This window comes from Burkholderia sp. AU32262 (assembly GCF_020419985.1).
Taxonomy (GTDB): domain Bacteria; phylum Pseudomonadota; class Gammaproteobacteria; order Burkholderiales; family Burkholderiaceae; genus Burkholderia; species Burkholderia semiarida.
The window spans coordinates 37,746-60,121 of record NZ_JAIZRS010000030.1 but is presented as its reverse complement, the minus strand read 5'-3'; the positions used below and the strand labels follow the sequence as shown (position 1 = coordinate 60,121).

Here is a 22,376-nt window from a genome sequence, read left to right as displayed (position 1 = left end):
AACGCAGGTTCCGTGGCTTTTTCATTGCGCCGCGCGTGACGCGCGGCACCGCGGGCGTGGACTTACTTCGTGTTCACGTTCGCGGCGGCAACGGCCGTCATGTTGATGATCCGGCGCACGGTCGCGGCCGGCGTCAGGATGTGGACGGGCTTGGCCGCGCCGAGCAGGAACGGGCCGACCGTCACGCCTTCGCCGCCGACCATCTTCAGCAGGTTGTACGCGATGTTCGCCGCTTCGACGTTCGGCATGATCAGCAGGTTCGCCTCGCCCGACAGCGTCGTGCCCGGGAACGCCTGCTTGCGGATCAGTTCCGACAATGCCGCGTCGCCGTGCATTTCGCCGTCGACCTCGAGGTTCGGCGCACGTTCGACGATCAGCTTGCGGGCCTCGGCCATCCGGCGCGACGACGCCGACGGCGCGCTGCCGAAGTTCGAGTTCGACAGCAGCGCGGCCTTCGGCGTGATGCCGAAGCGCTCGATCTCGGCCGCGGCCTGGATCGTCATGTCGGCGAGCTGGTCGGCGCTCGGCAGCTCGTTCACGTACGTGTCGCACACGAACAGGTTGCGGCCCGGCAGCATCAGCAGGTTCATCGCGGCGAAGTGCTCGGCGCCCTTCGCGCGGCCCAGCACCTGCTCGATGAACTTCAGGTGGCTGTGGAACGTGTCGATCATCCCGCAGATCATCCCGTCCGCGTCGCCCAGATGCACGAGCATCGCGCCGATCAGCGTGTTGAACTTGCGCATCGCGGCCTTCGCGACTTCCGGCGTCACGCCGTCGCGCGCGCCGATCTCCTGATACGCCTGCCAGTAGCGGTGGTAGCGCGCATCGTCTTCCGGATCGACGATTTCGAAATCGGTGCCGGCCTTCAGCTTCGAGCCGATCTTCGCGAGGCGCATGTCGACGACCGACGGGCGGCCGATGATGATCGGCTTCGCGATCTTTTCCAGCAGCACGAACTGCGCGGCGCGCAGCACGCGCTCGTCCTCGCCCTCGGCGAACACGATGCGGGCCTCCTTCTGCTTCGCGGTCGCGAACACCGGACGCATCACCATGCCGGTGCGGTAGACGGTCGCGCCGAGCTGCTCGCGATAGGCGTCCATGTCCTGGATCGGGCGCGTGGCGACGCCCGAATCCATCGCGGCCTGAGCGACGGCCGGCGCGATCTTGATGATCAGGCGCGGATCGAACGGCTTCGGAATCAGGTAGTCCGGCCCGAATTCGAGCGAATGGCCTTCGTACGCCTTCGCGACTTCCTCGCTCTGGTCGGTTTCCTGGGCCAGCTCGGCGATCGCGCGCACGCACGCGAGCTTCATTTCTTCCGTGATCGTCGTCGCGCCGACGTCGAGCGCGCCGCGGAAGATGAACGGGAAGCACAGCACGTTGTTGACCTGGTTCGGGTAGTCCGAACGGCCGGTCGCGACGATCGCGTCCGGGCGCACGGCCTTCGCGTCTTCCGGGCGGATTTCCGGTTCCGGGTTCGCGAGCGCCAGGATCAGCGGCTTGTCGCCCATCGTCTTGACCATGTCCTGCTTCAGCACGCCCGCGCTCGAGCAGCCGAGGAACACGTCCGCGCCGACGATCGCGTCGGCGAGCGAGCGCGCGTCGGTGTTCGCCGCATAGCGCTGCTTCGACGGATCGAGGTTGCCGCGCCCTTCGTAGATCACGCCCTTCGAATCGGCGACGAGGATGTTCGACTTCGTGAGGCCGAGGTTCACCAGCAGGTCCAGACACGCGATCGCGGCCGCGCCCGCGCCCGAACACACGAGCTTCACGTCGGCGAGTTTCTTGCCGACGACCTTCAGGCCGTTCAGGATCGCGGCCGACGCGATGATCGCGGTGCCGTGCTGATCGTCGTGGAAGACGGGGATCTTCATGCGCTCGCGCAGCTTCTGCTCGATGTAGAAGCATTCCGGCGCCTTGATGTCCTCGAGGTTGATGCCGCCGAGCGTCGGCTCGAGCATCGCGATCGCCTCGACGAGCTTGTCGGGGTCGGACTCCGACAGTTCGATGTCGAACACGTCGATGCCCGCGAATTTCTTGAAGAGGCAGCCCTTGCCTTCCATCACCGGCTTCGCGGCGAGCGGGCCGATGTTGCCCAGACCGAGCACGGCCGTGCCGTTGGTGATGACGCCGACGAGGTTGCCGCGCGACGTGTACTTCTGCGCGTCGAGCGGATCGGCGTGGATCGCCTCGCACGCGGCGGCGACGCCCGGCGAATACGCGAGCGACAGATCGAGCTGGTTCGACAGCGGCTTGGTCGGGGTGACCGAAATCTTGCCGGGTTTCGGGTTCAGGTGATAAGCGAGAGCGGCCTGCTTCAGTTGTTCGTCCATGATTGACCTGCGAGAGACATGCGAAATATTGACGACTCAGTACACAGCACCTTCGGCCGCGTCTGCTTGAATCGAGGGGATGGTCGACTGCGAGACGGCCCGCGACGCGCCGGATCGGCACGCCATCGAACCTTGGCGGATGGCAAGAGGAAAGTACAAAGTACTGAACGATTTCTTAGGGTCGCCTAGTGTACACCCCCTAAATGACCTCCGTTGGTGCACCGCCGCATCCCCGGCATCCGCATCGGACTGGTCGCACCCCATTTGTTTCGCCTGTGGTGAGCCGCGCGCCGAACCGCGCGAATTCCGCCGAAAACCGGCCTGGATCGGGTAAAATAGCCGGCTACGCGCGCAGCGATGCGATTGGCCTGCCGATCGCGCCCCGGCCCTCCGGGCAGGTTCCCCTTGCTGCGCCACCGGGCCCGCGCCCGCTCCTCGCTCATCACCCAAGGAATGCCCATGACAGGCTACGATCGTCAGTCGATCTCGGATACGACCGCCAAAATCCTGCTCGAAGTGCAGGCGGTGCACTTCAATGCCGAAAAACCGTTCATCTTCACGTCCGGCTGGGCAAGCCCCGTCTATATCGACTGCCGCAAGCTGATCTCGTATCCGCGCGTGCGCCGTGCGCTGATGGAAATGGCGGAAACGACGATCACGCGCGACATCGGCTTCGAGCAGATCGACGCGGTGGCGGGCGGCGAGACGGCCGGCATCCCGTTCGCGGCATGGATCGCGGACCGGATGATGGTGCCGATGCAGTACGTGCGCAAAAAGCCGAAGGGTTTCGGCCGCAATGCGCAGATCGAAGGCCATCTCGAGGAAGGCTCGCGCGTGCTGCTGGTGGAAGACCTGACGACCGACAGCCGCAGCAAGATCAACTTCGTCAACGCGCTGCGCACCGCGGGCGCGACGGTGAACCACTGCTTCGTGCTGTTCCACTACGACATCTTCAAGGAAAGCGTGTCGGTCCTGAAGGACATCGACGTCGACCTGCACGCGCTCGCCACGTGGTGGGACGTGCTGCGCGTCGCGAAGGCCTCGGGCTACTTCGAGACGAAGACGCTCGACGAAGTCGAGAAATTCCTGCACGCACCGGCCGAATGGTCGGCCGCGCACGGCGGCGCGACGGCCGCGAAGGAATGACGCCACGCCGGCATGCATGCCGGCGCACTGGCTGAACAAGCCGCCTGCTTCACCGCAGGCGGCTTTTTTTCGTCCGTTGCCATGCACCCTGACCGAGCGCAATCGCGGGCGGCGGTGGGCATCGCTCATCGAACCCTAATGCTAGACTTGATCCATCGCCGCCCTCAGCTGCGCGGGCAACACACAACGCCAACAATGCCGGGCGTCTCGGTCCGGCCCACGTGACGGGAGAAGCGCCATATGCGTATGGATCGCCGGATCACTCCGCCTGCGCCATCGGGTCGCCCGTCTCCGTTCCTCCTCCCCGCCCTCCTCTACGCCGCCGTTTTCGCGGCAGTGCCCGCGCATGCGGAAGGCCCGTTCACCGTGACGAGCGACGACCTGACGCCCGGCGCCCGCGTGCGGGCCGCGAACGTGTTCGACCGCGGCGACTGCAAGGGCGCGAACCGCTCGCCGCAACTCGCGTGGCACAACCCGCCGCCCGGCACGCGCGGCTACGCGGTCACGATCTTCGATCCCGACGCGCCCGGGCACGGCTGGTGGCACTGGGCCGTGGCCGGCATTCCGGCGACCGTCACGAGCCTGCCGGCCGACGCGAGCGCATCCGGCTTCCTGCGCCGCATCGGCGCGAGCGAGGCGCGCAACGACTACGGGATCGACGGTTACGGCGGTCCGTGCCCGCCGCCCGGCAAGCCGCATCGCTACGTGATCACCGTCTACGCGCTGAAAGGCACCGACCTGCGCGTGTCGCAGGGCCGCCCCGCGCCGATGTTCGAGCACGAGATCGGCACGCTCGCGATCGGCACCGCGCGACTCACGGTCACGTACGGGCAGTAGCCGCGCCGTGCCTCGCCCGGCGGCGGCGCCGCGATTGCCGGCCGCCGCGAATTTCAGTGCGCCGCGCGCGCACGTTGTCTCGTCATTTCGGCTTGCTAGACTCGTCGTCACCGGTCGCGGCATGCCCTGCCGCGCGACCGTCGCGCCGCCTGCCGGCGACGCGTGACGCGGCGAGCCGCGGCGGCCCGCCGTTCCCGTCCCTTTCCGGAGAACGCTTCATGTCGAACATCGTCATCGTCTATCACAGCGGCTACGGTCACACGCAGAAACTGGCCGAGGCCGTGCACGCGGGCGCGCAGGACGCCGGCGCGAACGTGCGCCTGATCGCCGTCGGCGACCTCGACGACGCGGGCTGGGCCGCGCTCGACGCGGCCGACGCGATCGTCTTCGGTGCGCCGACCTACATGGGCGGCCCGTCGGCGCAGTTCAAGCAATTCGCCGATGCCACGTCGAAAGCGTGGTTCACGCAGAAGTGGAAGGACAAGATCGCCGCGGGCTTCACGAACTCGGCGACGATGAACGGCGACAAGTTCTCGACGATTCAATATTTCGTCACGCTGGCGATGCAGCATGGGATGGTGTGGGTCGGCACGAGCCTGATGCCGGCGAACTCGAAGGCGGCCACGCGCAACGACATCAACTATCTCGGCGGCTCCACGGGCCTGCTCGCGCAATCGCCGGCCGATGCGACGCCCGACGAGGGCCCGCTGCCGGGCGACCTCGAAACCGGCAAGGCATTCGGCCGGCGCGTCGCCGAAGCGACCGCCCGCTGGGACGCCGGCGCCCGCTGAGCACGCCCTCACCCGGCCGCGCGCGTATCGGCGCGGGCGTCAAAGGGACACGAAGACGGCCGCCGGCCGTCTTTTTTCGTCCCCCGCGGCACAGCGCCGCCGGATGACGTCTTAAAATGGCGGTTTCAGGGCGCCGCGGCTCCCGTTTCATCCAGTGAGAGTGAAATGAGCACCAAAGTTTTTGTCGACGGCCAGGAAGGCACGACCGGCCTCAAGATCTTCGAATACCTGTCGGCACGCAGCGACATCGAGATCCTGCGCATCGAGGAAGCGAAGCGCAAGGACGTCGACGAGCGCCGCCGCCTGATCAACGCGTCGGACGTCACGTTCCTGTGCCTGCCGGACGTCGCGTCGCGCGAATCCGCGTCGCTCGTCGAGAACCCGAACACCACGCTGATCGACGCGAGCACCGCGTTCCGCACGCATGCCGACTGGGCGTACGGCCTGCCGGAACTGACCCGCGCGCAGCGCGAGAAGATTCGCACGTCGAAGCGCATCGCGGTGCCCGGCTGCCATGCATCGGCGTTCGTGCTCGCGATGCGTCCGCTCGTCGACGCGGGCATCGTCGCGCCGACGTTCGCCGCGCACAGCTACTCGATCACCGGCTACAGCGGCGGCGGCAAGTCGATGATCGCCGAATACGAAAACGCCGCGCCGGGCGGCAAGCTCGCGAGCCCACGCCCGTACGCGCTCGGCCTCGCGCACAAGCACCTGCCGGAAATGGCCGCGCACACGGGCCTCGCGAACGCACCGATCTTCACGCCGATCGTCGGCCCGTTCCTGAAGGGCCTCGCGGTGACGACCTACTTCACGCCCGAGCAGCTCGCGAAGCGCGCGACGCCGCAGGACGTGCAGCGCGTGTTCGCCGAGTACTACGCGGACGAGGCGTTCGTGCGCGTCGCACCGTTCGACGCCGACGCGAACCTCGACGGCGGCTTCTTCGACGTGCAGGCGAACAACGACACGAACCGCGTCGACCTGTTCGTGTTCGGCAACGCGGAGCGCTTCGTCACCGTCGCGCGCCTCGACAACCTCGGCAAGGGCGCGTCGGGGGCCGCGATCCAGTGCATGAACCTGAACATCGGCGCGGCCGAGGACGCAGGCCTCAAACGCTGATTCAGCCTCGCATGCCATGCAAAGCCGGCCACTGGCCGGCTTTTTATTTACCCGTATCAGGCAATATATAAAACTCCGGATCGCGCATTTACAAATATTTACAAGCTTTCCATTGCGCGATTATCAGCGAATTAATCCAGCCCCTCCTTATCCAGTCAATCCCGAATAGGGATAAACCGGATACCCGTCAATTCAAACGCTGCCGTTATACGCGGGAAGGCGTTGCGAGAGCCTGCCGGGCGTCGCGCGCGTCCCACTCCGGCAGCTTTCGACAGCCTGTCTCGCGTTTAAATTCTTACCAATTGCCTTATCCGGAAAGGATTCAATTTGAAGATCCCGTTTCAATCGCCTTTTTTAGACGGGTTCATCAATTGACAGCAAAAACACAGGCAGCGACATTAGCTCGCACAATTAAACGATTGGAGACAGCGGCATGTCGCACACCTTATCGAAGGGGGTGGCAACGGCCTTTGCCATTGCCCCTTTCCTGGTTGCATGTGGCGGGGGGGACTCCGGCGGCGCGCTCGCGCCGATCGATGCGCCCCAATGTTCCGGCTCGAGCTGCGGCCCGCAAGGGCAGCCGCCTTCGCAGCCGATCAACGGCGCATTGTGCCCGGCCAACGCGGACATCGTGAAGAGCACGTACCTCGGCGGCGCCGGTAGCGGCGAGATCGTCAGCGTCAACATCGACGCGGTCGCGATGACCTACACGCTCAAGTGGCTCGAATCGCCGATTCCGCTGAAGACGGGCACCGTCACGCCGAGCCGCGTCGGCACGACCATCACCGGCAAGGTCGTTCATCCGCCGACCGGCACGCTGCCGACCGCCGAGCAGACGCGCTGCGCGTTCGTCCTCACGCCGGGCACGGGCCCCGCGCCGGACGGCTCGACGTATTCGACGGCCGCCGACTTCAACCAGGCGAACCCGCCGATGCTGCTGGTCGGCATGGGTGTGGCGGGCGGCGGCATTCCCGGCGCGACGATCCAGTACGACGGGCTGACGATCATCCCAGGCGTCGTGCAGAACGTCGGCCAGGTGCCGAACCGTCACTTCGACTTCTATCCGTTCCTCGGCTTCGCGAACACGACGACCGACCTCTCGAAGCTGCCGGGCACGTACAACGCGCTGCTCTACCACCTCGTGCCGTCAGGCAACTACGCGACCAAGGGCTCGAACTCGAGCGAGACGTTCGATACGAACGGCGCGTGCACGTCGAGCGGGGCGGGCGGCTGCCAGACGACCGGCGATCCGTGGAAGGCAAGCGCGAACGGCGGCTACTTCGACAGCGCCAAGGCGCCGCAGACACTGCCGCAGACGCAACTGCCGATCGTCGGCGCGACCGGCAAGTCGGCGACCGCGCACATGGTGATCGGCCAGCTCAACGGCGCGACGGTGCCGGTGATCGTGCGCACGGGCAACGTGAACCTCGGCACGCCGCCGCTGCACCTCGATGCGCAGGTCGACGACGAATCGGGCATCGCGGTGCTCGGCGCGGCGACGGCGATCACGTCGGGCGCGATCGACGGCGGCTACGCGGGCGCGGACTCGAACTTCAAGTACACGGCCGCGCTGATCCGCGGCGGCAATGCGTCGTTCATCAACCCGTCCACGCAGGCCGAGGAAGACGGCTTCACGCTCGACTACGGCCAGACGACGCCGGGCCTGCTGAACGCGAAGACCGCCCCGCCGAGCGGCGCGAGCTACCCGTCGGCATCGGGCGTGGTGATCGCGACGGGCGGGCTGTACGCGGCGTTGATCCAGGGCACGGTGAACGGCGGCGTCACGGCGACGTCGGCGAATTCGACGACGTCGTCGACCCCGTACTTCGGCGTGGGCGCGCAGATCAGCAAGTAGCGATCGAGGACGCGGCGGCCGGCCTGCCGCCGCGCGTTGCAGGGAAGGCACGAAGGCGCCCGGCACGGCGCGGGCGGGACGAGCACGACCAACAGAAGCGGCCGACAGGGAGCTGGCCGCCACACAAGACAAATCTGGAGGAGCAACATGAAGCGCAACCTCATTCTGGCGGCCGCTGCCGCCGCCCCCCCTTCTTTCCGCTTGCGGCGGCGGCAGCGACAATCCGCCGCCGCTCGTCGAGGAGCGGCTTTGCCCCGCGACGCTCGACTACAACACCGTGTTCACGGGCGGCGCGGGCAGCGGCGAACTCGCGAAAGTCCAGCTCGACACGACCAGGATGACCTGGCAGGTCACCTATGTCGAATCGCCGGTGCCGCAAAAGACCGGCACCGTCGTGCCGACCCGCGCGGGCACGGTCGACAGCGGCACGCTCACGCAGGAAACGCTGCTGCCGACCAACAAGCTGAACCAGTGCGCGTTCCGCCTGAACGGCGGGAGCCTCGATGCGTCGCGTCCGGCGCGCATCTTCGTCGGCTTCGGCGTCGCGGGCGGCACGATTCCCGGCAAGGAGATCCAGTTCGACGGCGTGCTCGGCCAGGCCGCGGTGCCCGACACGAAATTCCCGTACTACCCGTTCATTGGCTTCTCGTCGATCGAAACGGACATCACGAAGGTCGCGGGCACGTACAGCCACATCGGCTTCGGCGAAGTGCCGTCGCAGAAATTCGCGCCGGCGTCGATCGACGCGAAGGTGACGATCAACGCGGACGGCACGTGGACCAAGTGCGACACGACCGGCCAGTTCGCCGGCGGCGCGTGCACGCAGCAGGGCACGAACTTCGTGCAGTCGGCCGACGGCAGCGGCGCGTTCCAGTCGAACAACTACGCGAGCCAGATGAAGCCGACGCTGTCGGCCACGCCGCAGGGCAAGGGCTTCATGATCGTCGGCAAGCTGCGCAACCAGCTCGTGCCGATCCTCGTGCGCACGGGGGTCGCGAACCCGAACCCGACGCCGGACAGCAACGGCGTGCCGGGCCTGACCGCCGACGACGAATCGAGCATCTCGATCCTCGCGCCGCAGACGGCCGTCGCGGCCGGTTCGCAGAACGGCGAGTACATCGGCGTCGACAGCCAGTTCGATTACCGGACCACCGCGCTGATCGACAAGCAGGCCACGCTGCTCGATCCGTTCCAGCCGTCGCAGGCGTCGCTCACGCGAGTGCTCGACCTCGACTACACGCAGAAGGTACCGGGCACGGTCACGACGATCCACACGGGTTCGGGCAGCACGTCGCCGACCGGCAAGTTCATCTTCTCGGGTGGCGTGTTCGGTTTCCTCGACAACGCGGGATCGACGCCGTATTTCACGATCGGCGCATTCGTCCAGTAAGCGGAGGGGAAAGCCGTGATGAAGAAAACCCTTCTCTGCGCGGCGGCCGGCGCCGCCGCCGTGGCGCCGCTCGCCGCGCACGCGCAGAGCGCCGGCAGCAACGTCGTCACGCTGGGCTGGTTCCACATCATGCCGCAGCAGAGCAGCACGCCGATGACGACCAACGTCGCGCCGACGCCGATCAACACGCCGCTGCGGCTGCCGCCGTCGTTCACGTCGGCGGGCACCGGGCTGCACACGAGCGGCGCCGACACGGTCGGCCTGACGGTCAGCCACTTCCTGACCGACCACATCGCGGTCACGTCGGTGGCCGGCGTGCCGCCGGTGTTCAAGGTGTCGGGCCAGGGCACGATCAAGCCGCCGGGCCCGGCGGGCGCGCTCGGCACGCAGAACATCGGGCTCGGGTCGGTCAACCCGATCGTGAAGAGCGTGCGGCAGTGGAGCCCGGCGGTGATCCTGCAGTACTACTTCGGGCAGGCGACCGCGAAATTCCGGCCGTTCCTCGGCCTCGGCGTGTCGTACAACTGGTTCAGCGCCCTGCAGCTCAACACGAACTTCATCAAGCAGACGCAGGACAACCTCGGCGCGATCCTCGCGGCGGGCGCGGGCAAGCCGGGGACGACCTCGGTGGAGGCGAAGGCGTCGTCGTCGTGGCAGCCGGTGTTCAACGCGGGCCTGCAGTACAACCTGACGGAACACTTCGGGCTGGTCGCGTCGGTGACCTACATCCCGCTGAAGACGACGTCGACGGTGACGATCAAGGCAGCCGACGGCTCGGTGCTCGCCGAGTCGAAATCGGATCTGAAGGCGGACCCGATCATCAGCTACGTCGGGATGACGTACAAGTTCTGAGCGCGGCGATGCCGGCGCGAATGGATGGCCGCGACACAATCGCAGGCAAAAAAAAAGCCCGCCTAAGTGGCGGGCTGAATCCATATCAGAGGAGACATGGAGGAGACAGGTGTCACTATAACGAATCGGTTTCCGCAATGCAACATTTCCGTAGAGAAAATAAGGATTTTCCCTCGAATGCGGCCTCTAGTTCGCCGTGACGGCGCCTGACCCCTTTTCGTTCTCCCGTTCGAGCACCTCGCCCAATGCGTCGCGCAACAGCGCGACAGGCCGCGTGAGACGGCCCGGCAACGTGCCGTGCACGATCCACACGTTGATCCGCGTTTCCAGCCCCGCCGTTTCCACCACCCTCAGCGCGTCGCGATGCGCGCTGCGCGCCAGCGCGTTCGGCGCGGCGATGCCGATGCCGGCGCCGCGCGCGACGAGCGACAACTGCAGCTCCGAGCCGAACGCTTCCACCGCGACGTCGAACGGCAGGCCGGCCGCGCCGAGCGCGCGGCTCAGCGCCGAGCGCATCCCGCAGCCGTCCTGGCTCAGCACCCACGGAAAACCCGACAGCGTGTCGAGCGACAGCGGGCCGTCCGGCAGCGGGAAATCGCGCGCGGCGACGAGCACCGTCGGCTGCGTGGCGAGCAGCGTCGCCGTCAACGCGTCGGGCAGCGCCGCGCTCGCTGGCACCATCACGGTCGCGACGTCGAGCGCGCCGCGCTCGATGCCCTGCACCAGCGCGGGCGACCAGCCGGCCGTCACGCGCAGCGTGAGGCGCGGGAACGCCTCGCGCAGCCGGTCAATCGGCCGCTCGAGCGCGAGCTCGGACAGGAACGGCGGCACGCCGATGCGCAACTCGCCCGACGGCTCGCCGTTCGGCGCGCCCGCCGCCATCAGCTCGTCGACCGCGCCGAGCACGTTGCGCGCGAGCGCGTAGACGTCGCGCCCGGCGGCGGTCGGCTTCAGCGGCTTGCTCTGCCGTTCGAGCAACGGCACGCCGAGCAGCGTCTCGAGGTTCTGCACACGCCGCGTCAGGCCCGGCTGCGTCAGGTGGAGTTTCGCGGCCGCGGCCACCATCGACCCGCTGTCGACGACCGCGACGAAGGCCTGGAGATCACGCGTATTCAAAACAAACTCGCATAATCATGTTAGACATATTTCAATTGTTGCATAAACATCGAGCGCCTAGGATGGGAATTCCTTCGACCCACCGCCCAGCCTCCCGATGAACTGCCCTGCCAACCGCTGCCCCGCCCCCGTTTCCCCGCCCGCCGCCGTTTCCCCGTCCGTCGTCGCGCCGCCCGCGCTGAGCACGGGCATGACGCTGTTCTTCGCCGCGACGGTCGGCGTGATCGTGATGGACCTGTTCGCCGCGCAACCGCTGACCGGCCCGATCAGCGCGGACCTGCACCTGCCGCCCGGCCTCGCCGGCCTCGTCGCGATGCTGCCGCAGCTCGGCTACGCGGCCGGGCTCGCGTTGCTCGTGCCGCTGGTCGACCTGCTCGAGAACCGCCGTCTGATCGTCGCGACGCTCGGCGTCTGCGCGGCGGCGCTCGCGCTGCCCGCCTTCACGCGCTCGGGCACCGTGTTCCTGCTCGCGACGCTCGCGGCCGGCGCCGCGTCGAGCGTGATCCAGATGCTGGTGCCGATGGCCGCGTCGATGGCGCCCGAAGCGCAGCGCGGCCGCGCGGTCGGCAACGTGATGAGCGGGCTGATGCTCGGGATCCTGCTGTCGCGGCCGCTCGCGAGCCTGATCGCGGGCTCGGCCGGCTGGCGCGCGTTCTATCTGCTGGCGGCGCTCGCGAACGCGGCGATCGCCGTCGTGCTCGCGCTGCGCCTGCCGGCGCGCACGCCGTCGATCACGGCCAGCTACCGCGCGTTGCTCGCGTCGATGGGACGCCTGCTCGCCGACGAGCCGGTGCTGCGCCGGCATGCGCTGTCGGCCGCACTCGCGATGGCCGCGTTCAGCGCATTCTGGACCGCCGTCGGGCTGCGGCTCGCGCAGCCGCCGTTCGCGCTCGACCTGCACGGCATTGCGCTGTTCGCGTTCGCCGGCGCCAGCGGCGCGATCGTCACGCCACTCGCCGGCCGCGCGGGCGACCGCGGCCACGGCGCGGCCGCGCAACGGCTCGCGCACGGCACGATGCTCGCGGCCCTGACCGTGCTCGGGATCGCCGGCGCGGGCTGGTTCGGCTTCGATATGCACGCGCATCGCGGCCTCGCGCTCGCGCTGCTGGCCGGCGGCGCGGCGCTGCTCGACGCGGGCGTGATCGTCGACCAGACGATCGGCCGCCGCGCGATCAACCTGCTGAACCCGGCCGCACGCGGACGCCTGAACGGGCTGTTCGTCGGGCTGTTCTTCATCGGCGGCGCGCTCGGCGCGGCGCTCGCGGGCAGCGCATGGGCATGGGGCGGCTGGAGCGCGGTGTGCGGCGTCGGGTTCGCGTTCGCCGGCGCGGCGGCCGGGTTCGGGCTGGCGGCCGGGCGCGGGGCGGGCGCCGCGGCGTTCGATCGCCCGCGCGCATAAGCGGGCAGCGGTGAAGCGGCGCTCGAAAGCCGAACGCCCCGCCCTCTCGCGAGGGACGGGGCGTTCGGTACGCCGGCGCGGGCCGGGAATCAGTGACGGACCAGCGCCATCATCGCGCCGAAGCCGACGAACAGCCCGCCCGTCAGCCGGTTGAACACCTTCGCAACGCTCTGGCTCTTCAGCGTGGCGCCGATGCGCGTGCCGAACGCCGCGTAGACGAGATACCAGCTCACCTCGATCACCGCGAACGTGACGACGAGGATGCCGAACTGCGGCAGCGTCGGCTCGGCCGCGTTGATGAACTGCGGCAGCAGCGCGGCCGCGAACAGGATCGCCTTCGGGTTGCTGCCCGCGACCAGGAAGCCGTTGCGGAACAGCGCCGCGCGCGATGCCGATGCCTGTTGCGACACGGCGTCGACGTCGGCCGCCGGCGCGTCGTCCACGCGTGCGCGCCACGCCTTCACGCCGAGATAGATCAGGTAGGCCGCGCCCGCGAAGCGCAACGCATTGAACATCGCCGGCCACGCTTCGAGCACCGCGCCGAGCCCGGCCGCGGAGACCGCGAGCATCAGCACCAGCGCGCTCAGGCAACCGGCCATCGTCGCGGACGAACGCCGCAGCCCGTGCCGCGCGCCGTGCGTCATCACGAGCAGCATGTTCGGGCCCGGAATCGCCGACACGACGAATACCGTCGCCACGAAAAGCCACCACGTATGCAAGTTCATGACTGCCTCTGCCTGAAATGGACGGAAAACGAATTGCCGATTATGCCGTGCGTACGACGCTTGTGTCGCATGTCAGCGGCCGGCGCGGCGCAGCGCGGCTTCGCCGAGCACCGCGAAATCCTGGTCGCCGCCGCCGTGCGCGAGCGCGTCGAGCAGGCTGTCGCGCACGACGCTCGCGACCGGCAGCGGCACCGACGTCGCGTCGCCGGCCTCCAGCGCGAGCCGGACGTCCTTCAGCCCGAGCCGCGCCTTGAAGCGCGCGGGCTCGTAGCGCCGCTCGGCGATCATCGCGCCGTAGCCTTCGTAGACGGGCCCCGGAAACACGCTGCTGGTGATCACGTCGAGGAAATCGCGCATCGCGACGCCGTGCGCGCCCAGCAGCGCGGATGCCTCGCCGAGCGTCTCGATCGCCGACGCGAGCGTGAAGTTCGCGGCGATCTTCGCGACGTTCGCGTGCTGCGGCAGCGAGCCGAACCGCCAGGTCTTCTGGCCGATCGCGTCGAACAGCGGCTGCACGCGGTCGATCGCCTCGGCCGGGCCGCCGGCCATGATCGTGAGGCGCGCGGCGGCCGCGACGTCGGGCCGCCCCATCACCGGCGCGGCGACATAGTCGATGCCGCGCGACGCATGCGCGTGCGCGAGCGACTCGGCGAGCGCGACCGATACCGTCGCCATGTTCACGTGGATCAGCCCGCGCGGCGCCTGGGCCAGCAGCGCGTCGTCGAACACCGCGCGCGCGGCCGCATCGTCGCCGAGCATCGAGAACACGGCGTCGCCGCGGAACGCGTCGGCCGGCGTGTCGACGATCCGCGCGCCGAACGCCGCGAGCGGCTCGGCCCGCTCGCGCGAGCGGTTCCAGACCCGCACCGTGTGGCCCGCCTTCAGCAGGTTCGTCGCGATCGCCTGCCCCATTTCGCCCAGCCCGATAAACCCGAGATCCATCACCCGCTCCTTCGCTCCGTGAAGCCGCGAGTTAAACACAGATGCCGACGGTCTGCAGCGCCTGCCGCCTGCCGCCGACCGGCCGGCGCGGTGCGATACTGCACGAATGGCGACCGCGACCTTCCGCTTTCACGGCGAACTGAACGCCTTTCTCGCGCGCCCGCGGCGCGATCGGGCGTTCGCCCACGCGTGCGCGCGCGATGCGACGGTGAAGCACGCGATCGAGGCGCTCGGCGTCCCGCATACCGAAATCGGCCGGCTGTGCGTGAACGACGCGCCGGCCGCGCTCGACCGCCCGCTCGACAACGGCGACCGCGTCGACGTCTTTCCCGAACGCGCGCGGCCGGCGGCCAACGGTGCCACCGGACTGCCGCCGGCGTCATGGCGCTTCGTCGCCGACGCGCATCTCGGCGGCCTCGCGCAATTGCTGCGCCTCGCCGGCTTCGACACCTGCTACGACAACCACTACCGCGACGACGAACTCGCGGCGCTGGCCGAGCGCGAGCACCGGATCGTGCTGACCCGCGACCGCGAGCTGCTCAAGCGGCGCGCGGTCGTGCGCGGCTGCTATCTCCATGCGCGGCAGCCGGCCGACCAGTTGCGCGAACTGTTCGAGCGGCTCGATCTCGCCCCGCACATGCGGCCGTTCCGGCTGTGCCTGCGCTGCAACGCGCCGCTGCATCCGCTCGACGCGGCCGCCGCCGCGCCGCGCGTGCCGGCGGGCGTCCGGCAGCGGCAGCGGCGCTTCGTCGCGTGCGACGTGTGCCGGCGCGTGTTCTGGGAAGGCTCGCACTGGCGGCGCATGCGCACGGTGGTCGACGCGATGCGCGCGCCGCCGCCCGTTCGGCTCGACGAACCGGGCGAATCCGACGAACCCGGCGAATTCGGCGCCTGAAAAACAAAACCCCGCATGCCGGAGCATGCGGGGCTGGCCGACCGATGGCCGGCAACGCCGGCCGTGGCGGCGAACCGCTTAGTTCTGCGTGCCTGCGTCGTTCGTGCCGGCGGCCGATGCGGCTGCAGCCTTCGCCTGGCCCTTCTTCGAACCGTGGTGCTTCAGCTGGTGCTTCGGCTTGCTGTGATCCTTCTTGGCCGGTGCCGATGCGGCAGCCGGCGTGTCGGCTGCCGGCGCGGACGCCTGTGCGAATGCCGAAACCGATGCGAGCGCGAATGCCGCGGCGATGATCGAAGCGAGCGTCTTCTTCATTGTTTTTCCTTTAGCGGAGAAAAAATCAAACGTACCGGTAATTAAAGATGCGAGGCATTCGCACCGGAGCCCCAGGCCGCGAGGCCGGCTTTCGCCGTTCCGTCGCGACGAAACCTGACGCACTGGTTCCATAACGCACCGCGTTCGCGGCAAGTTGACACGTTGCCTGCATCCTCGGGTTTTCCCGGGGGCCGCCGCGTCACCCGGTACCGGCAAGCCGCCGTCGCACCGCGCCGCAAACCGGCTCGCGCGGCGCCGGGGCGACGCTTATACTGGCGTCCATCCGTCCCTTTCCCCGGAAACCGGATCGCGGCCGGTCGCACGACCGCCGCCGTCTCGAGGCGCTCAAATTGCCCGATCACAATCTGGACAAACTGAAAATCGACCGGCGTCCGCTCGCACCGGCGCCGCGCCGGCGCCGGTGGGCGCGCTATGCGTTCGCCGCCGCGCTCGTCGTCGTCGCGATCGGCGCCGGCCTCGCGCTCACCGGCCGGCCAAGCGTCGACACCACGTCCGTCACGTCCGCCTACCCGTACCAGAACGACACGCAGCTCAATGCGACCGGCTACGTCGTGCCGCAGCGCAAGGCCGCGGTCGCGTCGAAGGGCCAGGGGCGCGTCGAGTGGCTCGGCGTGCTCGAAGGCACGCGCGTGAAGCAGAACGAGATCATCGCGCGCCTCGAAAGCAGCGACGTGCAGGCGTCGCTCGGGCAGGCCCGCGCGCAGGTGCAGGTCTCCCGCGCGAACCTCGGCGTCGCGCAGGCCGAGCTCAAGGATGCGGAGATCGCGTTGCGCCGCACGGCCGCACTCGCGCCGCGCGGGGCCGTGCCGGCCGCGCAGCTCGACACCGACACGGCCCGCGTGAACAAGGCGCGCGCAACGCTCGCCAGCGACCAGGCCGCGATCGCGTCGGCCGAAGCGAACGCGCAGGCCGCGCAGGTGGCGGTCGACCAGACGGTGATCCGCGCGCCGTTCGACGGCATCGTGCTCGCGAAGCACGCGAACGTCGGCGACAACATCACGCCGTTCTCGTCCGCGTCGGACAGCAAGGGCGCGGTCGTGACGATCGCCGACATGGAAACGCTCGAAGTCGAGGCCGACGTCGCCGAATCGAACATCGCGAAGATCCGCGCGGAGCAACCGTGCGAGATCCAGCTCGACGCGCTGCCCGACATGCGCTTCGCGGGGCGCGTGTCGCGCATCGTGCCGACCGTCGACCGCTCGAAGGCCACCGTGCTCGTGAAGGTGCGCTTCGTCGACCGCGACGAGCGCGTGCTGCCCGACATGAGCGCGAAGATCGCGTTCCTGTCGAAGCCCGCGTCGCCGCAGGACCGGCAGCCGGTGACGGCCGTGCAGGCGAGCGCGGTGGTCGAGCGCGACGGCCGGTCGGTCGTGTTCGTCGTGAAGGACGACGCCGTGCATGCGGTGGCCGTGACGAAGGGCGCGCGGATCGGCGAGCTCGTCGCGGTGCGCGGCGTGAAACCCGGCGACACGGTCGTGCTCGCCCCGGGCGCGAAGCTGAAGGACGGCGCGAACGTGACCGTCGCGAAGAAGTAGCGCGCGTGAACGACGCCCAACCGCCCCTCGTCGAGCTCAGCCACGTCGCGAAGTCGTACCGGCGCGGCAACCAGATCGTGCCCGTGCTGACCGACATCACGCTCGACATCGGCGAAGGCGACTTCGTCGCGCTGATGGGGCCATCGGGCTCCGGCAAGAGCACGCTGCTGAACCTCGTGGCCGGCATCGACCGGCCCGACAGCGGCGAGCTGCGCGTCGGCGGACTCGACATCTCGCAACTCGCCGAGGCGCAACTGGCCGAATGGCGCGCGGCGAACGTCGGCTTCATCTTCCAGTTCTACAACCTGATGCCCGTGCTCACCGCGTTCGAGAACGTCGAGCTGCCGCTGATGCTCACGCACCTGTCGCGCCGCGAGCGGCGCGAACGCGTCGAGCTCGTGCTCGACATGGTGAATCTCGGCGACCGCACGAGCCATTACCCGTCCGAGCTGTCGGGCGGCCAGCAGCAGCGCGTCGCGATCGCGCGCGCATTGATCACCGATCCGGTGCTGATCGTCGCCGACGAGCCGACCGGCGACCTCGACCGCGCGTCGGCCACCGACGTGCTCGCGATGCTGCAGCGGATGAACGCCGAGCTCGGCAAGACGATCATCATGGTGACGCACGACGCGCACGCGGCCGGCGCCGCGCGCTCGCTCGTCCATCTGGAAAAGGGGGAGCTGATCGATGGGCACGCCGGCTGAGCGGCGGCGGGAGCGCGCGCCGTGTATGTGCTGAAGCTGATCGCGCGCAATGCGCTGCGGCACCGGCTGCGCACGCTGCTGACCGTGCTCGGGCTCACGATCGCCGTGCTCGCGTTCGGGCTGCTGCACACCGTCGTCGACGCGTGGTACGCGGGCGCGGCGGCCGCGTCCAGCGGACGGCTCGTCACGCGCAACGCGATCTCGCTGGTGTTTCCGCTGCCGGTGAGCTACGAGAACCGGATCCGCGGCGTCGACGGCGTGACGGCCGTGGTCCGCTCGAACTGGTTCGGCGGCATATACCGCGATCCGAAGAACTTCTTCGCGAGCTTCGCGGTGTCGGAGAACTACCTCGACCTGTATCCGGAATTCATCCTGCCGGCGCAGCAGCGCGCCGACTACGACCGCGACCGCCGCGGTTGCCTCGTCGGCCGCCAGCTCGCGACGCAGTTCGGCTTCAAGGTCGGCGACGTGATCCCGCTGAAGGGCACGATCTATCCGGGCACGTGGGATTTCGTCGTGCGCGGGATTCTCGACGGCCGCGACGATTCGACGATCACGCGCCAACTGGTGTTCCACTGGGATTACCTGAACGAGACGGTGCGCAAGCGCACGCCGAAGCAGGCCGACCAGGTCGGCGTGTTCGTGCTCGGCGTCGCGAACCCCGACGACGGCGCCGCGATCGCGCGCCACGTCGACGCGGTGTTCAAGAACTCGCTCGCCGAAACGCTGACCGAGACCGAGCAGGCGTTCCAGCTCGGCTTCGTCGCGATGTCGAACCAGATCATCGCGGCGATCCGCCTGGTGTCGTACGTGGTGATCCTGATCATCATGGCGGTGATGGCCAACGCGATGGCGATGAGCGCGCGCGAGCGCACGGCCGAATACGCGACGCTGAAGGCGCTCGGCTTCGGCCCCGGGTTCCTCGCGCTGATCGTGTTCGGTGAATCGGTCGTGATCGCGGTGGTCGGCGGCGCGCTCGGGATCCTCGCGACGCCGCCCGCCGCGAGCCTGTTCAAGCAGGCGGCCGGCGGCATCTTTCCGGTGTTCAAGGTGTCGACCGGGACGGTCGTGCTGCAGGCCGCGTGCTCGGTCGCGGTCGGCCTCGCGGCCGCGCTCGTGCCGGCGTGGCAGGCCGCGCGCGTGCGCGTGGTCGAAGGCCTGCGGGCGATCGGATAGCGACGCACATGGCGATCCCGCTCACCTACATCGCGCGCAACCTGTGGACCCGACGGCTGACCACCGCGCTCACCGCGGGCGGGATGGCGCTCGTGATCTTCGTGTTCGCGACGGTGCAGATGCTCGATGCGGGCCTCACGAAAACGCTCGTGTCGACCGGCGAACCCGACAACGCGGTGGTGATCCGCAAGGGCGCCGAGACCGAGATCCAGAGTTCGATCGACCATCAGCAGGCCAACGCGCTCGAGATGCACCCGGCCGTCGCGCTCGGCCCCGACGGCCGGCCGCTCGTGTCGAAGGAAGCCGTGGTGCTGATCTCGCTCGTGAAGACGTCGAGCGGCAAGCCGTCGAACGTCGTGATCCGCGGCGTGTCGCCGGGCGGCCTCGCGCTGCGTCCGCACGTGAAGCTCGCGGCCGGCCGGACCTTCGCGCCCGGCTCGTCGGAGATCGTCGTCGGCAGCGCGATCGCGAAAGGCTTCAGCGGCACGCAGCTCGGCGACCGCCTGCATTTCGCGCAGCGCGACTGGACCATCGTCGGCGTGTTCGACGCGGGCGGCAGCGGCTTCGATTCGGAGATCTGGGGCGACGTCGACCAGTTGATGCAGTCGTTCCGGCGCACCAGCTATTCGTCGATGGTGCTGCGCATTCCGAGCGCGGACGGCTTCGCGCGCTTCAAGGCCGACATCGACGTCGACCCGCGCCTGACCGACGAGGCCAAGCGCGAGCAGACCTTCTACGGCGACCAGTCGAAGGCGCTGTCGACGTTCATCAACATCCTCGGCATCACGCTGTCGACGATCTTCTCGATCGCCGCGATGATCGGCGCGATGATCACGATGTATGCGTCGGTCGCGAACCGCGTGGCCGAGATCGGCACGCTGCGCGCGCTCGGCTTCAAGCGCACCAACGTACTCGCGGCGTTCCTGCTGGAGGCGCTGCTGCTCGGCTTCGTCGGCGGCGTCGCGGGGCTCGCGTGCGCGTCGCTGATGCAGTTCGCGTCGTTCTCGACGACCAACTTCCAGACCTTCTCGGACCTGTCGTTCCGCTTCGTGCTGACGCCCGCGATCGTCGTGAAGACGCTCGGGTTCTCGCTCGTGATGGGGCTCGTCGGCGGGTTCCTGCCGGCGATGCGCGCGGCGCGGCTGAAGATCGTCGACGCGCTGCGCGCGCAGTGACGCGCGCCGCCGCTCACGTTCAACGTTCGCGCGGCACCCACGCGCCGTGGAACCCGGCCGGCACGCGGCGCGGCAGATGCACGGTCGCGACCGGCCCCGCGTCGATCGCGCGCGCATCGAGGATCACGACGTCGCTCGTATCCGTCGCCGCGCGGTAGACCATCACCAGCAGCCAGCCGTCGTCCTCGTCGGCGCCGCCCGGGCGCGGCACGAACACCGGCTCGCCGTTCTGGTCGCCGGCCGGCACCGCATAGTGCATCGTCGTGCCGCGCGCGTGGTCGAAGCGCATCACGCCGCGCATTTCCGCGTTGTTCGGCTGCTCGGCCGCATAGAGATAGCGGTAGCCGCGCCCGGTGCGGGTTTCGTTGATGCGCGGCAACTCGATGCCGCCGTCGGCGAGCGGCCCTTCGTCGACCAGCCCGTTCGCGGTATCGATCACATAGCGCCACAGCTCGCCGACCGGGTTGTCGGCGAAGCGGCCCGTGCGCGCGTCGAGCCGCAGGAACGACGGATAGCGCACCGCGTCGAGCACGATGCACGATGCGTCGCAGTCGTACGCGTTGACGACGTGCTGGATGAAACACGGCTCGACGCCGAACCAGCGCACGTCGCCGCCGTGGCGCGGCAGCACGCCGATGCGCGCGGGCCGGTCGTCGTGCCAGCGCAGCGGCATCCGGTGGCCCTGCTTCAGCAGCGAGAAGTCGTAGCCGACGTTCAGGTCGAGCAGCAGGCTGCGGGTTTCGGTGATCGCGAGGTCGTGCATCATCGACGGCGCGCCCAGCTCGATCTCGAGATCGACGCGCTTCACGCCCGTCGCGTCGATCACGCCGTAGCGCAGCCAGGGCGCACGCCAGTCCGCGCGGAACAGGATCAGCTCGTCCGTTGCCGGGTCGACCTTCGGATGCGCGGTCATCCCGCCGTCGAAGCCCGCGTGCCGCGCCGGCATGCCGAGCGAATCGAGCGCGGCGGTGATCGCGAGCGGCGCGCCGCCCTCGGCCAGCGCGAGCAGTTCGCCCGCATGCTGCAGCACGTTCACGTTCGGATTGGTGTCGGGCAGATGCGGCGCCTGCGCGGGCGCGTGCACGGCGGCCCAGCGCCGCGTGCGCGCCCAGCGGTTCCGGTAGCCGGCCGCGCGGCCGTCGTCGAACGCGATCGCGTGCAGCATCGCGGCCTCCGGCCACCACGACAGCAGGTCGTTGCCTTCGAAGCGGCCGCCCGGCGGGTTCGGGCCGTTGCGCAGCAACGTGCCGTCGAGTTCGCGCGGAAGGGTGCCCGTCACGCGCAGGTCGAAGAAGTCGACTTCGTCGGCGACCGGCGCGATCGCGCCGCGGTTCAGGTCGAATACGGTCATCGCATCGGCGCTCCGTCAGCAGTCTGCGGCGGCCGGCGGCAGATCGCCGCGCGCCAGCGCGAGCGCATGGTCGCGCACGTCGTCCGGCCAGCCGGCGATCAGTTCGGCCAGCCGCGCCGGGTCGTTCGCATACAGCGCCCGCGCGGCTTCCTCGAAACCGGGCAGGTCGCCCGCCATCGCGGACATGAAGTGGTACGCGCGCGCCTGCGCGTCGCGGCGCCGGTCGGCCGCCGCATGCGTGCGCCGCGCGTCCTCGACGAGCTTGCGCAGCGCCACCGACGCGCCGCCCGGCTGCGCGCCGAGCCATTCCCAGTGACGCGGCAGCAGCGTGACCTCGCGGGACACCACGCCGAGCTTCGGCCGGCCGCGGCCGCGCTGTTCGCCGGCGCCGCCGGACGCTCCAGATGCGCCGCCCAACGGCACCGCATAGCGCGCGCGGATGTCGTCCGCAGTGCCGCGCAGGTCGAGGTCGATCGAGCGGCCCGTCGCGTCGTCGAAGATCAGGATCGTGCCGGACGTCGCGTCGCCGGCCGCCTGCCGGGCAGCGAGCGCGACCGTCGCGAGCGGGCCCGACGCGAGCCGCCGGTGGCCGTCGAAGGCCGTGTACGAAGGAAGGAGCGTGGAAGCGGTCATCGTGGTCGCCCGCAGGCTGAAATCGGAATGACGCTATTTTTATCCGGGTATTAATCGGATGTCAATATTATC

The 22,376-nt window shown here is 69.0% G+C and carries 19 protein-coding genes and 1 pseudogene; 13 read left to right on the top strand and 7 right to left on the bottom strand.

From position 1 onward, the window contains the following. Positions 1-62 precede the first annotated feature (62 nt). Positions 63-2,333, bottom strand: coding sequence for an NADP-dependent malic enzyme (locus tag LGN10_RS28215; RefSeq protein ID WP_059578218.1), 2,271 nt, complete (start codon positions 2,331-2,333; stop codon positions 63-65). A 459-nt stretch (positions 2,334-2,792) separates the two neighbouring features. On the opposite strand from LGN10_RS28215, the gene LGN10_RS28210 reads away from it, so the two are divergent. The 7 genes and pseudogenes from LGN10_RS28210 to LGN10_RS28180 all read left to right on the top strand — a co-directional run bounded on the left by LGN10_RS28210 (position 2,793) and on the right by LGN10_RS28180 (position 10,320). Beyond that, complete coding sequence (locus LGN10_RS28210) at positions 2,793-3,479, top strand: orotate phosphoribosyltransferase (RefSeq protein WP_059578215.1); 687 nt, start codon at positions 2,793-2,795, stop codon at positions 3,477-3,479. A gap of 240 nt (positions 3,480-3,719) precedes the next feature. Further along, entirely contained in the window at positions 3,720-4,316 is a 597-nt protein-coding gene (locus LGN10_RS28205) for a YbhB/YbcL family Raf kinase inhibitor-like protein (RefSeq protein ID WP_226225745.1), read from the top strand. A 218-nt stretch (positions 4,317-4,534) separates the two neighbouring features. Continuing rightward, positions 4,535-5,107 carry a flavodoxin family protein gene (locus tag LGN10_RS28200; RefSeq protein ID WP_011546661.1) on the top strand — a complete coding sequence of 191 codons (573 nt, stop codon included), beginning with the start codon at positions 4,535-4,537 and terminating at the stop codon, positions 5,105-5,107. A gap of 165 nt (positions 5,108-5,272) precedes the next feature. Then, positions 5,273-6,223 (top strand): N-acetyl-gamma-glutamyl-phosphate reductase, encoded by a 951-nt coding sequence (gene argC / locus LGN10_RS28195; protein ID WP_059578210.1) that lies wholly within the window; start codon positions 5,273-5,275, stop codon positions 6,221-6,223. 433 nt (positions 6,224-6,656) lie between these two features. Next, positions 6,657-8,078 carry a DUF2957 domain-containing protein gene (locus tag LGN10_RS28190; protein WP_226225743.1) on the top strand — a complete coding sequence of 474 codons (1,422 nt, stop codon included), beginning with the start codon at positions 6,657-6,659 and terminating at the stop codon, positions 8,076-8,078. A 147-nt stretch (positions 8,079-8,225) separates the two neighbouring features. Beyond that, positions 8,226-9,468: pseudogene (locus LGN10_RS28185) on the top strand (DUF2957 domain-containing protein). An 18-nt stretch (positions 9,469-9,486) separates the two neighbouring features. Then, the gene (locus LGN10_RS28180; RefSeq protein ID WP_060966385.1) at positions 9,487-10,320 is read left to right on the top strand and encodes an OmpW/AlkL family protein; all 834 of its coding nucleotides are present in this window, start codon (positions 9,487-9,489) and stop codon (positions 10,318-10,320) included. 186 nt (positions 10,321-10,506) lie between these two features. On the opposite strand, the gene LGN10_RS28175 is transcribed toward LGN10_RS28180, so the two are convergent. Continuing rightward, positions 10,507-11,436, bottom strand: a complete 930-nt coding sequence (locus LGN10_RS28175) for a LysR family transcriptional regulator (RefSeq protein ID WP_104011778.1) — start codon at positions 11,434-11,436, stop codon at positions 10,507-10,509. 97 nt (positions 11,437-11,533) lie between these two features. Between LGN10_RS28175 and LGN10_RS28170 the strand changes: the two genes are divergently transcribed. Continuing rightward, positions 11,534-12,835, top strand: a complete 1,302-nt coding sequence (locus tag LGN10_RS28170) for an MFS transporter (protein WP_226225742.1) — start codon at positions 11,534-11,536, stop codon at positions 12,833-12,835. Between the two features lie 89 nt (positions 12,836-12,924). On the opposite strand, the gene LGN10_RS28165 is transcribed toward LGN10_RS28170, so the two are convergent. Together LGN10_RS28165 and LGN10_RS28160 are read right to left on the bottom strand one after the other, a co-directional pair. Beyond that, the gene (locus LGN10_RS28165) at positions 12,925-13,560 is read right to left on the bottom strand and encodes a LysE family translocator (protein WP_059643694.1); all 636 of its coding nucleotides are present in this window, start codon (positions 13,558-13,560) and stop codon (positions 12,925-12,927) included. Positions 13,561-13,632: 72 nt separating this feature from the next. Next, positions 13,633-14,541 (bottom strand): NAD(P)-dependent oxidoreductase, encoded by a 909-nt coding sequence (locus tag LGN10_RS28160; RefSeq protein ID WP_226094309.1) that lies wholly within the window; start codon positions 14,539-14,541, stop codon positions 13,633-13,635. Between the two features lie 67 nt (positions 14,542-14,608). On the opposite strand from LGN10_RS28160, the gene LGN10_RS28155 reads away from it, so the two are divergent. Next, positions 14,609-15,397 (top strand): Mut7-C ubiquitin/RNAse domain-containing protein, encoded by a 789-nt coding sequence (locus LGN10_RS28155; RefSeq protein WP_226225740.1) that lies wholly within the window; start codon positions 14,609-14,611, stop codon positions 15,395-15,397. A gap of 78 nt (positions 15,398-15,475) precedes the next feature. Here LGN10_RS28155 and LGN10_RS28150 read toward each other — a convergent pair whose 3' ends face one another. Next, the gene (locus LGN10_RS28150; RefSeq protein ID WP_023477920.1) at positions 15,476-15,709 is read right to left on the bottom strand and encodes a hypothetical protein; all 234 of its coding nucleotides are present in this window, start codon (positions 15,707-15,709) and stop codon (positions 15,476-15,478) included. A 350-nt stretch (positions 15,710-16,059) separates the two neighbouring features. On the opposite strand from LGN10_RS28150, the gene LGN10_RS28145 reads away from it, so the two are divergent. From LGN10_RS28145 to LGN10_RS28130, 4 genes are read left to right on the top strand one after another with little or no spacing between them, the layout of a single operon-like run. Beyond that, entirely contained in the window at positions 16,060-17,265 is a 1,206-nt protein-coding gene (locus LGN10_RS28145) for an efflux RND transporter periplasmic adaptor subunit (RefSeq protein WP_060310182.1), read from the top strand. Positions 17,266-17,270: 5 nt separating this feature from the next. Continuing rightward, on the top strand, positions 17,271-17,969 hold the full coding sequence (locus tag LGN10_RS28140) for an ABC transporter ATP-binding protein (RefSeq protein ID WP_059578184.1): 699 nt from the start codon (positions 17,271-17,273) through the stop codon (positions 17,967-17,969). 21 nt (positions 17,970-17,990) lie between these two features. After that, positions 17,991-19,145, top strand: a complete 1,155-nt coding sequence (locus LGN10_RS28135) for an ABC transporter permease (protein ID WP_226225739.1) — start codon at positions 17,991-17,993, stop codon at positions 19,143-19,145. Positions 19,146-19,153: 8 nt separating this feature from the next. After that, positions 19,154-20,320: an ABC transporter permease gene (locus LGN10_RS28130; protein ID WP_124863749.1), complete on the top strand. Its 1,167-nt coding sequence runs from the start codon at positions 19,154-19,156 to the stop codon at positions 20,318-20,320. A gap of 19 nt (positions 20,321-20,339) precedes the next feature. Here LGN10_RS28130 and LGN10_RS28125 read toward each other — a convergent pair whose 3' ends face one another. Next, positions 20,340-21,671, bottom strand: coding sequence for a carotenoid oxygenase family protein (locus LGN10_RS28125; RefSeq protein ID WP_226225738.1), 1,332 nt, complete (start codon positions 21,669-21,671; stop codon positions 20,340-20,342). Between the two features lie 15 nt (positions 21,672-21,686). After that, complete coding sequence (locus tag LGN10_RS28120; RefSeq protein WP_226225737.1) at positions 21,687-22,304, bottom strand: DUF2239 family protein; 618 nt, start codon at positions 22,302-22,304, stop codon at positions 21,687-21,689. Positions 22,305-22,376: the final 72 nt, after the last annotated feature.

Excerpts from the sequence above, each read along its gene's own strand:
- LGN10_RS28215 (WP_059578218.1), bottom strand. The coding sequence starts at position 2,333 with ATGGACGAACAACTGAAGCAGGCCGCTCTCGCTTATCACCTGAACCCG.
- LGN10_RS28210 (WP_059578215.1), top strand. The coding sequence starts at position 2,793 with ATGACAGGCTACGATCGTCAGTCGATCTCGGATACGACCGCCAAAATC.
- LGN10_RS28205 (WP_226225745.1), top strand. The coding sequence starts at position 3,720 with ATGCGTATGGATCGCCGGATCACTCCGCCTGCGCCATCGGGTCGCCCG.
- LGN10_RS28200 (WP_011546661.1), top strand. The coding sequence starts at position 4,535 with ATGTCGAACATCGTCATCGTCTATCACAGCGGCTACGGTCACACGCAG.
- argC (WP_059578210.1), top strand. The coding sequence starts at position 5,273 with ATGAGCACCAAAGTTTTTGTCGACGGCCAGGAAGGCACGACCGGCCTC.
- LGN10_RS28190 (WP_226225743.1), top strand. The coding sequence starts at position 6,657 with ATGTCGCACACCTTATCGAAGGGGGTGGCAACGGCCTTTGCCATTGCC.
- LGN10_RS28180 (WP_060966385.1), top strand. The coding sequence starts at position 9,487 with ATGAAGAAAACCCTTCTCTGCGCGGCGGCCGGCGCCGCCGCCGTGGCG.
- LGN10_RS28170 (WP_226225742.1), top strand. The coding sequence starts at position 11,534 with ATGAACTGCCCTGCCAACCGCTGCCCCGCCCCCGTTTCCCCGCCCGCC.
- LGN10_RS28165 (WP_059643694.1), bottom strand. The coding sequence starts at position 13,560 with ATGAACTTGCATACGTGGTGGCTTTTCGTGGCGACGGTATTCGTCGTG.
- LGN10_RS28155 (WP_226225740.1), top strand. The coding sequence starts at position 14,609 with ATGGCGACCGCGACCTTCCGCTTTCACGGCGAACTGAACGCCTTTCTC.
- LGN10_RS28150 (WP_023477920.1), bottom strand. The coding sequence starts at position 15,709 with ATGAAGAAGACGCTCGCTTCGATCATCGCCGCGGCATTCGCGCTCGCA.
- LGN10_RS28130 (WP_124863749.1), top strand. The coding sequence starts at position 19,154 with ATGGCGATCCCGCTCACCTACATCGCGCGCAACCTGTGGACCCGACGG.
- LGN10_RS28125 (WP_226225738.1), bottom strand. The coding sequence starts at position 21,671 with ATGACCGTATTCGACCTGAACCGCGGCGCGATCGCGCCGGTCGCCGAC.
- LGN10_RS28120 (WP_226225737.1), bottom strand. The coding sequence starts at position 22,304 with ATGACCGCTTCCACGCTCCTTCCTTCGTACACGGCCTTCGACGGCCAC.